We start from the raw sequence: 13,099 nt of genomic DNA on the forward strand, positions 1-13,099 counted from the left end.
AGGTATAAGGCTTAAGGTGTAAGGTGAAAGGCGTAAGGCCCGAAGCTTCGGGCCGATACTTCGGGCCGATACTTCGGGCCGAAGCTTCGGCCATAGGTTTTAGGTTTTAGGTGATAGGTGATAGGTCATAGGTAAAGTAACGATCTTCACCATTGACTCCCGAGGCTTCGGGATGACTATTCACCTCTCCCTGCATTTTCAAATCTTCAAATCTTCAAATTAATAAAAAAACGGCTGCCGAAGCAGCCGTTTTTTTATTTCCTCCTTATTGTTTGAGCAATTTAAACGTCTCCTCTTTTCCATTATATCTCACCCGCAGCAGATAAAGACCCGCCGGCCATTTCTGCATATCGATCTCTGTCAGCGACTGGCTGGTTGAGGCCTGCCAGAGCTGTTTGCCCTGGGCATCCACCACACTCAGTTCCGCACTTCCTTTCAATCCTTTTAAATTAACGGAGGTACTGCGCACAACAGGATTCGGATACACTTCTGCACGTTGCTCGCCCACGATCATTTCACCGGCGCGTGATGCTGTACCTGTTTGTACACGCAGTGTATAACAATTCGTCGCATTCGACGCATTGCTGTAACCATACACCTGCAAGAAATACGTACCCGCCGTAAAGGTGCGGCTGATGGTTTCGCTGGATGTTCCTCCATTCTGTGAAAGCGCCAATTGCGTTGTGCCATTGCTGCTGTAAAGACGCAGGTCATAATCCGCAGGTAATGTACTCAAGGTAACAGTGGCCGTGCCACCTGTGGTGATCACAAAACGATAGTAGTCTACATCCCCTGCAGGATTGATCAATCCTTTAATATCCGTATTCAGCGGAATAGTAGCCGCACCCGACGTAGTACCATTTGTACTTACATCGTACGTACCCGGGCAACTGCTGGAAACGGCCGTTACACCTGCATTCAGGTTATAACATACCGATGTGCTGAATGCACCGCTGTAACCGATCACACGGATATAATACGTGCCTGCTGCCTGGCTGGCAAGACTGATAGATTCATTGCTGGTACCACTTGCCATGGAACTGCCGATCTGCGTACCGGCTGAATTGTACAGGTAAAGATCATAGTCGCCCGGCAGGTTGCTCAAGGTAACAGCGAGGTTGCTCACACTGCTGACGGCGAAACTATAATAATCAACATCTGTACTGCTGCCGATGGCTGCTGAAACAACGGTATTCACCGGAATAGAAGCTGCTGCACCAATCGTTTCGTTCGACTCGTATGCAGCTACACATCCACCCGATCCGGTCGTGGTGAATTGCGCAGCAGCATAGGTGCTGCTACCGCCACTGCAATTGGTACGTACACGCCAGTCGTATGTTGTGGCAGCGGTAAGACTACCAATAGACACAGACGTTGAAGTAGTAGCAGCCGCGGCGGTTGTCCAGGTGCCGGACGCCGTTGTTTTATATTCTACCGTATAATTCACGGCGCCACTTACGGCAGCCCACGACACCGTAGCGCCGCTGCTGGTGATGGAGGAAGAAGCCAGACTACCCGGAGCCGCACAGGAAGATCCTCCTGTAATCGTAAAGTTTACATTGGAAATATCAAAGAAGATATTGCCCACGGCTTCCACTTTGATACGCGCCGTGCCGGTTGTATTGGCCGGCACCGTGATCGCTTCCGAGCCGTCGTTGGGCGTGCTGGCAGCCAATACGATCGGGAACGTAAGACCGCCGTCTGTGCTCAGGCTGATCTTCACGTTTGCACAATTGATCGGCGAAACATTGGTATTGTTTACACTCCAGGTAACGGTCTGGCTTGAACCGGTGGACCAGCTAACCGCTGTATTGGGTGCGGTAACGGCAAAAGGTCCTGCGCTCCCGTTAACGGTTACGATCATATCATCATCTTTTGTATTGCCACCACCGGCATTGTTGTCACGCACCATCAACCGGAAGTTGAGTGTACGTGCTACACCGGGAAGACGTTCCCACTGGTTTCCGTTGGTTCCATCCAGGATAGAACTCAGGACAGGAAACGTGCGCGAAGGATCCGTAGTGCCGGTGCGCGAACGGAACAGCGGGCCGGAAGTAGCCGTGGTACTGGGATTGGTTGTAGACGATGTACCTGCATTCATTTGCTCCCAGGTATAAGTGAGCACATTACCCGCATTCACATCGGTAGCCGAACCCGTCAACGTAAAAGGAGTAGCGCGGGGAATAACATAATCAGCACCTGCATTGGCAACCGGAGCGGTATTGCCGGTGATAGTGACGGTGGGACAAGCGCCGCCGCCCGTGCTGCTTTTGATATAATCAGAAATCTGTTCGATGCTGCGCGCATGAAAATAATCATCGCTATGCGGCTGCACGTCGGTAGCACCGGTGATGCCTGCATAACCCATGATAGTGGAACCGCTGCCTGGCTCAAACTGGCTGGCTGTGCCGCTTTCATTACTGAAAGTAAAGGTGTGGTTGGCGCCAAACTGGTGTCCCATTTCGTGTGTGAGATAATCCACAACAAACGGATCACCGACGGGTGCGGTGTGCGACGTGAATGCTCCACCCTTACCCACAAATGTATTGGGGTTGGTGCTGCCGTTATGTGTTTTACAAACGCAGGCGATGCAACCGGCATTACCGTTGTTGCTGCCGCGGTGCACGAGGTGACCGATATCGTAATTGGCATTACCGATCACGGCATCGATGGTTTGTTGTGTTTTGATATTGTACTCGCTGGTCCAAGGGTCGGTGGACGCGGTGAGGTAAATGATCGCATCGTTGTTGGCGATGAGTACCATGCGAATGCCCATATCGCGTTCGTAAATGGCATTGGCGCGTGTCATGGCGGTGTTCATGGCCGTGAGCACTTTGGCCTTGCGTTGGGCATCGGTGGTCTCGGTGCCGTTGAGAAAATACTGCGAATACTCTCCGGTAGAAGCCAGTGCGAGACGATACGTGCGCAGGCGTCCGTCATCAGCGGCTCTGCCAGCCGTCAGCGGAGGATTATCGGTGACAGCGGACTCGGGTGTTTCGCAGGAAAAATGGCGATCGCCGAGGGCGGCACTGCGGGCGAAGCTGACGTAATAACGGTTGTTCTCGCCTACCGGATCGATATAAACGGTGGGCTGTCCGGGCCGGAGGATCATGCCATGAAAGCCGTCGGTACCGGTGCTGAAGCGCACAGTTTGCGACGGGTCAGTGAGGCCGGTACCGGCATAAGATTGAATACCGGGATAGCGTGCGGCGAGAGCCGGATCCATTACGGGCGCCTCGACAACACGGAAAGAAAGCAGTTGTCCGTTTTCGTCGGGAAGGGAAATAATGAAAGAAGACTGCCGGGCGCTGACGGTAGATTCTGAAGGGGCCTGGCGGATTTGGGACTGCCACTGCTGTTCGTCAAGCTGCAGCAGGCTGTAGCTGGCGGGGCGATAGCGGTTGTTGAAAAGTGCGGACTCGTTGGTGGGCGTTGTGGCGCGTCTCCAGCCGGATTGCTGGGAAAAGGCTGCGCCTGCCGTAATCAGCCCGAGGCTGAGCAGGAGTAATGATCTTTTCATACAGTTGATTGGTTTAGTGTGTGTATGTGAACGTGATTCCGAATGTACACCGGTAACGCGAACGCTTGTTAGGTACTTTTGCGTGATTTTGCGGGGTGCTAAAAATGCGGTGGGGAAGCGGAAGAGTGCGTGTTGGTGGAGGGTGAAAAGGCGGTGAATGAGGCTGGGCGCGGGGTCGGGCGGAGGGGAAGAAATTTTTGCTATAAAAGCGTGGAAATAAATTCATTTCCCCTTATTTTTGCATCCCCTTTCGAAACCGCCCAGGTGGCGAAATTGGTAGACGCACTGTCTTCAGGTGGCAGCGCCGCGAGGTGTGCTGGTTCGAATCCAGTCCTGGGCACAGAAGCCTTCACAGAAATGTGGAGGCTTTTTTGTTTGAAACATGGTTCGAATCCACGCCGAAGTCTCGGCTCCGAATGGTCGGAGTGGGCACAGAAGCCTTCACAGAAAATGTGAAGGCTTTTTTGTTTCCAGCCCTTATACCTTGGTTCGTGTATACACGAACCAAGGAGCGGAAAGTGGAGACAGCACCAGCACACGCAGCAGCTTAGGTCCCGAGGCCTCAGGACGATGCTGCTGTTATATTGCACAACTATCATCCTTTTCTAACCGCAGCAGGACTTATTCCGAAGAATAATTTGAAGGCACGCCTGAACGAAGATTCGCTTTCATAGCCCAGCTTCAAGGAGATATCGGCGATCGAGTACCCGCCAGCCTGTATCAGCTCCAGCCCATGACTCATCCGTAGCTCATGGATGAACCCAAAAACGGTTGTATTAAACAGTTTACGAAAACCCGCTTTGAGTTTAAATTCATTCAGGAGAAAGGTGCGGCTGATCTGTTCCAGGCTATGCGCTTGCAGGAAATTCAGCGAAAGGTATTCCCGTACAGCATGTAATCTGTTTATGTCTTCTTTATTTAATCCGCTTATAGCGTCCGGCTTCGAAGACCTTCCCAACGTTAACAAGGTAAGCTCGCGAACTTTCGAGAGGAGGAAAGCAGGTTTCAGAGAGTCGGCGATGGGTGCGTCTTTTAATTGCCGCAGTACCTGTAATTGGTGAAAATCGGTGGTCATGCTTTCTTTAAAAAGGCCAAACGGTTTTTGATGAGCAGCATTCCTCAGCAGTTCATCACCGATCTCCCCGCATCCCTCGAGTATTGATTGAAAGAAGGATGGTTTAAGACCGACGCAAATGTATTCATAGTGGTCCTGTTGGGGAAAGATAAAGTCGCTTACAGGCGCTACACAATTTAACAGGTTATGAACGTTCGGTTTCATGCCCAGCGGCTGATTTAGCCCGGAGATACACGCATCGGAATGGCCGCGAAGCTGAAAGTGAAGACTGACATGCGTTATATCTTCCAAGGCATCGACACGAATGTCCTGATAAAACCGGCAAGTGAAATAAAGAATATCAAAATATTCATTCCTGGTCGTGCAGGTGGAGGAGCTAAAATAACCCGGATGATGGGATGTTGACTCGCAGATAGCCAGGTTACCGCCAAACGAACGGGGAATGAGTTCAATAAATTCTTTGCCTTGTATATGGAACATAATCCGTCCAGGTATGTTAAAAATCCTTTTATGCGCATCCCTTCTCCGGCATTAGCGGCAATTTGCCGGCATGCTGACAGATAACAAATATAAAATAAACCTCTCTACCTGGAAACGAAAAGACCATTATGCATTCTTCGGCTTATTCGAGCAACCGTTTTGGGGACTTACTACTGAGATCAATTGCACAAGTGCCTATAATTATTGCAAGATGGCTGGCGTGAATTTTTTTCTATATTACCTGCATAAATCCCTGTATGCAGCCAACTCGGTCAAACAATTCCGGCAGCGAATCAACCGGGATGGCCCGGTTGAATATTCCTCCATATCCGGATCAGTGACTGTATCCCGAACCGACCAGACTTTCGGATTTGCCTATTTTGACTATCATCCCGAATTCAAGGAATTTGCAGCAGGGGCTGGTGAAGCGCTGCGACAAGAAAAAATGAACTCCGGCCTTCGCCCGGCACCAGCATTGGACTCGATCATTCATTATTCTGTGCTGACCGGGATCCGGTTTACGAGCGTGCAACATGCACAGCGTCTTGGCGTGGCAGACTCCGTCCCTAAAATTGTTTTTGGCAAATTATCCGAGGAGAATGGACGGGTTCTATTGCCCATATCTGTACATGTGCATCACGGATTGGTAGACGGATTGCACGTCGATCAATTTATACAGCTATTCCAGGAGAAGATGGAAGTGAGATAGCCGGATTGGTTGTATGTTTATGGAATTCGATCATGCCTTGTAAACTACTTCGGTTGGCATTGGCATGAAGATCAGTCAGGATCCATCATACCAGAAAAAAATTCAACCGGTATATGATGATTGAAAGGAACGAGAGTGAGAATGGTGAGGCAATGCATTCGTGAATCTTCAAAATATATCTTCATCGGCTGCTTGTGCAGTGCCAATAAGACGATTTAAATAGTCCTGAAATCCACGATGTATTATTTCATATCTGGAGTCAAAAAACGTGGAGGCCTTTTTGTTTCCAACTCCTATGCCCTGGTTCGTGTATACACGAACCAGGGAGCGCAAAGTTGAGACGGCTCAGGCACACGCCGAAGTTTCGGCTCCGAATGGTCGGAATGGGCACAGAAGCCTTCACAGAAATGTGGAGGCTTTTTGTTTCCAGCTCTTATGCCCTGGTTCGTGTATACACGAACCAGGGAGCGGAAAATTGAGACGGTTCGGGCACACGCCGAAGCTTCGGCGCTGGGTGTTCCGCGTACGTACAGAAAAAACCCCGCAGATAAACTAACCTGCAGGGCTTTCTGATTGAGGCATTGAAGCCAGTGCCCGCAATTCAAAGCCGGTAAACAATCCTGCCAGTGCAGTTAAAAAAAGCAAGCCTGACCGGATGCTAAGTCCCGTTAGCGGTATTCACGTTATTGAAGCAGGTCGTTCGAATCCTCCGTCTATCCCGGTCAAATAAGTTGCCGCTGACGGACAATTTCTGAACGCACTTTATTCAGCAGGTTTTTCTTTCGCTGTCCGATTTTTTTTAAACCACTCAACAAATAAGGTGGAAGACACTCCTATCGCAGCAATAAGGAGTAGTATCCGAGCCCCCGTATAATCGCGATCTTTAAAAATCAGGACAAAACTCCAAAAAACCAGAATGGCGCATAAAACATAACGACCAGTCTTCCAGTAAAAAAATAGCTTTTTCAAGTATCTTATTTTTTATTTATGCAAGTAAACAAACGGCTGCGGCACCGCCTAAACAACTTGGAATAGCCAGACCACAGGCAATCGTACAAAGCCAATCCGATCCACATACGCCGACAATTAAACAATTCATGCACTCATAAAAAGGTTTGGATGAACAGCCTCCTCCGCCCGGTTCTTCCGGCACAAGAACTGCCTCTCTTGCAAATATCTTCGGCAGATCTTTAACGAATTTCCAATTCCCGATTTGATTTTTATCATTTAAATCGAACTGATAGAACAACTCGTCTGAAGATGATAGAATTTTATAGGTTGTCAAGCCGCTTTCCTGTTTTGTCTCCGTCAGCTTGGTGATTAAAAACTTCTCGCCCTGGATATAAACATTCAGGTACTGGTTCGATCCCCTATCGGCAGCAAGTGGTATCGTCACGAGAGAAATACCGCCACTGTACAGGTATGACCTTTTTATATCTTTTACAAGAATGTTGTTTTTTGCCGTCAGAGCCTTCCATTCAGGAGACGACTTGACAGAAGACAAGACCGAATTATCATATCCAATCCTCGTGACTTTTTCGATATTGCCTCCTATCACAAAGTCAGACATCTTTTTCTTTGACTCGTTTTTAAACAGGAGTTCTTCACGATTGTCTTCGATAGATTGCTGGTTGCTTTTTTGACAGGAGAAAAGAACAAGGGCTGCAATAAGGGCAAATGCCGACGTAAATGCAATTAATTTTGGTTTCATTTGATCAGTTTGAAGATTAAAGATCTCGTTGTCATTCTTTATACATGAATAACCGCGACATAACCAAACAATACTACTTCATCTTTCATTCGGCTTTTCATTTATTACGTGAACACCTGCTTAGCCGATGTGAAATCCATCAAAAAGGTTAAAGAATTATAAATACCGCACAAGACCTGGCTTTGACACCCCTCAGTTACGCTATTACCATGTTTCATTTAGGAAAACCCCAACATATACTATCGATGTGTTTACCAAGCCAAACGATACGTTTACATAAAAAGTTCGGAGCGCCTTGAAGGCTAAAAGATATTTGGATTCAGATGACTGCGGAAACAGGAATTAACAACCAAACCCTTCAACATGAATAATAGCAGAGAAATTTTCAACAATGCGCTAAGCCTTGATCAACTTCAAAGCCAATATGGGAAGTTAGTTGCGGAAATTTATTCTTTCCTTGATATTAGCTGCTGTTTCGACACGCAGCCACCAATGCCTCCGGGAAATCAACAGTAAACAGAAAAGGAATCTAAGAAAGATTCCTTTTCTGTTTATCAACATATCATCCTATAATCATTTTTATGAATAAAGCTGAGTTTACCCAAAAGCGCAATTCCATTATCAGGCAGTATTACGACGGATCGATCGTACAGACCAACGAAATAACGTATGGTTGCTATACCCTGACGAGCGCAAATCTTTCGAACTATATTTCTGATATGCCCCCTGCAAAGCACCAGCAGGTATTCGCCGGATTATTGACTCATCAACGCCTTAGTATACTGGAACAGCAAGCAGATTTCGTTCCAGGTTGTTCATACAGCGAGAATTTGACTGATGACCAATTGCAACTGCTGAAAACCCAACCGTCCATAATCTGTACGTTTCACACAGGCTCCTATCGCATTATCAATTCATTACTTGTTCAAAAAAACATTTCTTTTTCCCTTGTACTGGGCAGTAGCATTATCGCCGCCGAAGGAGAAAGCTATCTCTCACTCTATAAATCATTGACAAAGAAAAATAAAAATACAGGGCTTACAATTATCGATGCGGAAAATCCAAACAGTGGACTGCAAATGATCCGTGAATTGAAAAAGGGGAAAAGTCTTCTGCTATATATCGATGGCAATTCCGGCGCAGGCGTTTCGACTATTAGGAATAACAACAGTTGCCTCATAAACTTTCTCAACCAACAATTATTTGCGAGAAAAGGAATCGGATTCCTGGCTCATATCACAAATGTGCCGGTTATCCCGGCCATTAGTTACAGAGCAGACTGGGATGACATTCGCATCAAATTCTATGCCCCTATTTATCCCAATCTGCAGGAAAACAGAGACCGGTTCGCTCAGAAGATAACACAGAAACTTTATGATATACTAGCCCCCATGATCAATCGGTATCCTGAACAATGGGAGGCATGGCTATACCTGCACAAAGTGGCGAATATAATCAACCCTATCACTCCTTGCAGAGGCCGGACCAGCGGAACACATGTGCAATTTAACCTGAGAGATTACGGAATGTTCCAAATCGACAAAAGATCGTTTTTATTTAAAAAAAATAACTATACATCTTATCCAATAGAAACCTCATTATACAAAAAGTTAAGGCAATGCGCTGAAATGCCGGTAAATAAAACGAAGATTGAAACCGCAGTTCTGGCCGAACTTGAAGAAAACGGGGTATTACACTATCTTTAGTTCTCATTCCTGACCTTAACTATGAAGCCATGTACTCATTTCTTCCAGGAGGGAACAAAAAATTCTGGATAGTTGCGACCCATGTCGCCGCTTGGTTCGTCTATATTGGCTTCCTTTATGCTGCCAATAAATTATCAAATCCTTCCATAACAATCGGGCACGCAGTGCTGTTCATGCTTCCTTTTTGTGCAGTATTTTATACAAGTGTTTTCTGGATAAACAGATATAAAAAGATAGGGCCTTTTTTTAGCGTGGCTTCTTTCGTTGGAACATTTCTTATCCTCGCTGTTTTGACTTATGCATATATGTATAGGGCATTGCCCTCTGCCAATGTTCTGTTATATAAAAAAGACCAGTTCAGAGAATTTATCAAATACTCGGTGTTGGGATACGCTCAATATTATTCCTACGCACTTTTATACTTTGTTGTGGCAGGTTTTTTCAGAAAAGAACATGCGTTGCGGCAGGTCCAGGAGGAGAAATATAAAAAGGATTTGGAAAATGCAAGGTTAAAAGAACAGGAATTGACCGCTCAAAAAGAAAAACTTCAGATAGAATATGCTTTTTTGCGAGCCCAGGTAAATCCTCACTTCCTTCATAATACACTCAACACCTTGTATTCGCAGGCGCAGGAATACTCGGAAACCTTAGCATCCAATATTTCCAAGCTATCCAGCATGATGCGCTATTCTTTCGAGAATATAAACTATGAAAACGATTCTGTTCCAATTGAAAAAGAACTGAAGAATCTTAACCGTTTAATTGAAATCAATAATATACGGCATCAGCAAAATGATATGGTAGATTTTCAAATAACCGGGGACATTCAAAACCAGATGCTCCCACCTTTATCGTTGATCAGCATAGTCGAAAATGCCTTTAAATATGGAGATTTCAGCGATCCCGAATATCCACTTGTTATCAGGCTCACGTTGTTACCAGACGCAATTCTTTTTTACTGCCAAAACAAAATAAAAGAAAAGAGTGCACATAACACTTCGCACAACATAGGCATTCTCAATCTCAGAAAACGTCTTGACGTCTTATATAAAAAAAATCATTCCCTTTCGACCAAGATTGAGAATGGGTTTTATTCTATTGAATTATCCCTAAAAACCTGAGTTATGATTCGATGTATTATAATAGATGATGAAAAAGCGGCCATTGCCGTTTTAACAAGATTTGTCGAACGGATGCCTGAAATGGAATTAGTCGGAGTATCGACAAATCCATTGACAGGAATCGAGCTGATTAAAACCGAGAAGCCTCATGTTGTTTTTCTGGATATACAAATGGAAAGGAAAGATGGCATCGAACTGGCCAAAGAAATTGGCCACATGACTAAAATTGTGTTTTGCACAGCCTACTTTGAATATGCCGCTCAAAGCTATGATTTGAATGCAATCGATTATCTCCTGAAACCCATTGAGTTTGCACGATTTAAAATTGCCGTTCAAAAAGTTAATGACGCCATTACCGGCCACTCCACACCAGTGGAAGCCATTAAAGACGATTATATCCTAGTCAAGCACGGGGAAAGAGGAAAACTTCAAAAAATAGATATTGACGATATAGTTTACATCCAGGCAATGAATAATTATGTATCCTTTCATTGCCCTCCGCAAAAAACATTAGCCTACCTGAGTCTGAAAGAATTGGAGTATCGTCTTCCTACCTGTGGATTTATCAGGGTTCACAAATCCTACATTGTCTCAGTAAAATATATAAAAGCGGTGGACAACAACGAAATTATCATGAAAAGAGAGGATAAGAGAATCCCTATCGGAGCTAATTACAAAGAATCGTTTTTAGAGAAATTAAAAGGAAACCTGATCTGAGACTGACATTTACCATAACTATTTCTTGTATTAGGTACGACTTATAACTTATCATTGTGACTCACGCTGAACAATCTGACATAGCCGCAATTACCGCTCCGGACAGTAGCTGACACAAATTATGCATTGGCGGAATAATGCTGTTAAAAAAAAGGCCCGCCGATTTTGGCAGGCTCTTCTGTCTATTCCTGTATTGTTTTTTTATCCTTATTCCTGATCACAAATTTCCGCATCAGGTAAGTAAATAGCCAGTTTACTGGTCTCCGAAAAATAAGGTAACCCATTATCGCGGCTATTATCGAAATTCCGATCTGCCAAAAACTATCATATCCTGCACTGACTCCTGAAATAACAAAGAGGATAATGAACATGACAAGTGTCCAGGAATCCCAAAGTTTATATTCGGTCTTACTCATCTGATTTGATTTAATTAGCCCCAGAAAAAGTTCCGCACCCGATCCCATAAGTAGGATATTCCTGATGCACTAGCCGCTCCGGCCACCACACCAACAATAGCTCCACCGGCAAGTCCCGCGCCATTACCAAATGTAGCACCAATTCTCGCTCCTTTATAAGCTCCTTTTACCCCTCCGACCATATCAGCCCAAAGAGTTCCCTCATCGGGTGGAGCTTTGCGCATAACCCGGGCATCCCCTTCAAGGGCCGTATAACATGTTGAATTCCAATTGTCAATCTTTTCCAGCCAATAGCTGTTGGAGGCCTTACCTATGCTGACACCGTATTGAAAAGCTAAGATTTCCGCAGAATCTGTCAATAACTCTCCATACATGCCAACCACATTGTCTAAAGCTCCATCCAATTCTTCGGTGAAGCCGTGGTCAGCAACCGCGACTTCTAAAGCGTCTAAGGCATCAAGAAAATCTACGCTTGCATCATTGAATACCGATTCGCTGTTTCTCCAGCCAATAGTCGAATCCTCAATTGTTGTGACCAGTGTCGAAATTTCAGCAGGTGTTAGCCCGGCCGAACTGAAAGAGCTAGAAAAGCTGTTGTCGTTGTAATAATCCATTGAATAACTCAGAAACGCAGCAGGAATTCTCGAGTAAAAATTAGAAGTATCTAAACCATCGAAAAAGTTTATGGAGTCGGCGCGAATCTCTGCGAGAAAATAATCTAACATTGCATTGTGAACTTCGCCTGCATCGAATCCTGTTGTTATTCGCGCCGATAGCACAATGTCTCGCTGTTCGTTTGTTAATTCTTCACTACTTGGTTTCGTACAATTGACCATATATAACATGGTAAAAGCAGCAATTGCTGCGAGCTTTAATCTTTTCATAAATAAAGTTTAAGACCCGCAAACTAGCATAAATTATTTTTCCCAAATACGGGGAAAATGCCCCTTTCTTACTTAAACATAATTATAGCAATTTCTATTTTCCGGAAGAACGACCAGTATTAACAATTTTACTACCTTTTAAAAAAATCACTCATGATACACAAAATGGATTAGTAGAATTAAACTAAAATACTATGTATTAAAAGCCCATAGGTTTACGTACAGTTGCTAAAGCCAACGATAATTTCTGGTCTCGCCAGTAATACCTTACAATAATCACATCTTCCCCAACCGCTTATACTCCTTCCTCCCTAACTCACTCCGCTGAATCACAAAAGAAAAATTCCCCTCAGCGAGCAGCGTCAACACCAGGCCCTTTGAGTATTTGGAGACATAGGTTTTATCATCCACCTTTTTCCACTGATACCTTTTATTTGACAGCGTATTATTTAGCATTTTTTGATAACAGGAATCGCAGCCCAGCACGCGCGTTTCCCTATAACATTTACCCGATGCATCAAAATGCAATACCAGATCTAAATTTTGTTTTGCCGAATCTCTTATAAAAAATGTCAGCGTTGAATCGGTTTCGGTAGTGGCAGTTTGAAGTTTTTCTTTGGCACTGAATTTTGCGAGATAGTTCTTTGATCCGGTTTTGCTCAGATTGATAAACCCTTGTGCCTGAGCTGTCCCAAGCAGGAAAAGCGTTACAATTGCTAAAATTATTTTTTTCATACGCAGATAGATGGTTTGGGTGAGG

The 13,099-nt window shown here is 45.1% G+C and carries 10 protein-coding genes and 1 tRNA gene; 5 read left to right on the plus strand and 6 right to left on the minus strand.

Annotated features, from left to right (window positions below; all coding sequences use genetic code 11):
* Window positions 1-265 precede the first annotated feature (265 nt).
* On the minus strand, window positions 266-3,520 hold the full coding sequence (locus tag H608_RS0119945; RefSeq protein ID WP_028789236.1) for a reprolysin-like metallopeptidase: 3,255 nt from the start codon (window positions 3,518-3,520) through the stop codon (window positions 266-268).
* Window positions 3,521-3,778: 258 nt separating this feature from the next.
* Between H608_RS0119945 and H608_RS0119950 the strand changes: the two genes are divergently transcribed.
* Window positions 3,779-3,860 (plus strand) — tRNA-Leu (locus H608_RS0119950).
* A gap of 255 nt (window positions 3,861-4,115) precedes the next feature.
* Here H608_RS0119950 and H608_RS0119955 read toward each other — a convergent pair.
* The gene (locus H608_RS0119955) at window positions 4,116-5,075 is read right to left on the minus strand and encodes a helix-turn-helix transcriptional regulator (protein WP_028789237.1); all 960 of its coding nucleotides are present in this window, start codon (window positions 5,073-5,075) and stop codon (window positions 4,116-4,118) included.
* Window positions 5,076-5,145: 70 nt separating this feature from the next.
* Between H608_RS0119955 and H608_RS0119960 the strand changes: the two genes are divergently transcribed.
* Window positions 5,146-5,784: a CatA-like O-acetyltransferase gene (locus tag H608_RS0119960; protein ID WP_028789238.1), complete on the plus strand. Its 639-nt coding sequence runs from the start codon at window positions 5,146-5,148 to the stop codon at window positions 5,782-5,784.
* Between the two features lie 762 nt (window positions 5,785-6,546).
* Here the strand turns inward: H608_RS0119960 and H608_RS0119965 are convergent.
* Entirely contained in the window at window positions 6,547-6,753 is a 207-nt protein-coding gene (locus tag H608_RS0119965) for a hypothetical protein (RefSeq protein WP_028789239.1), read from the minus strand.
* A gap of 16 nt (window positions 6,754-6,769) precedes the next feature.
* Window positions 6,770-7,495, minus strand: a complete 726-nt coding sequence (locus H608_RS0119970; RefSeq protein ID WP_028789240.1) for a hypothetical protein — start codon at window positions 7,493-7,495, stop codon at window positions 6,770-6,772.
* A gap of 581 nt (window positions 7,496-8,076) precedes the next feature.
* Between H608_RS0119970 and H608_RS0119975 the strand changes: the two genes are divergently transcribed.
* From H608_RS0119975 to H608_RS0119985, 3 genes are read left to right on the plus strand one after another with little or no spacing between them, the layout of a single operon-like run.
* Window positions 8,077-9,201, plus strand: coding sequence for an LpxL/LpxP family acyltransferase (locus H608_RS0119975; protein ID WP_028789241.1), 1,125 nt, complete (start codon window positions 8,077-8,079; stop codon window positions 9,199-9,201).
* 29 nt (window positions 9,202-9,230) lie between these two features.
* Window positions 9,231-10,322, plus strand: coding sequence for a sensor histidine kinase (locus tag H608_RS0119980; RefSeq protein ID WP_028789242.1), 1,092 nt, complete (start codon window positions 9,231-9,233; stop codon window positions 10,320-10,322).
* Between the two features lie 3 nt (window positions 10,323-10,325).
* Window positions 10,326-11,039 carry a LytR/AlgR family response regulator transcription factor gene (locus tag H608_RS0119985; protein ID WP_028789243.1) on the plus strand — a complete coding sequence of 238 codons (714 nt, stop codon included), beginning with the start codon at window positions 10,326-10,328 and terminating at the stop codon, window positions 11,037-11,039.
* 430 nt (window positions 11,040-11,469) lie between these two features.
* On the opposite strand, the gene H608_RS0119995 is transcribed toward H608_RS0119985, so the two are convergent.
* Both H608_RS0119995 and H608_RS0120000 read right to left on the minus strand, forming a co-directional pair.
* Window positions 11,470-12,339, minus strand: coding sequence for a hypothetical protein (locus H608_RS0119995; RefSeq protein WP_028789245.1), 870 nt, complete (start codon window positions 12,337-12,339; stop codon window positions 11,470-11,472).
* Window positions 12,340-12,615: 276 nt separating this feature from the next.
* Complete coding sequence (locus H608_RS0120000; protein ID WP_028789246.1) at window positions 12,616-13,074, minus strand: hypothetical protein; 459 nt, start codon at window positions 13,072-13,074, stop codon at window positions 12,616-12,618.
* Window positions 13,075-13,099 lie beyond the last annotated feature (25 nt).

Origin of the sequence: Terrimonas ferruginea DSM 30193, from assembly GCF_000425585.1 — a bacterium.
GTDB lineage: Bacteria > Bacteroidota > Bacteroidia > Chitinophagales > Chitinophagaceae > Terrimonas > Terrimonas ferruginea.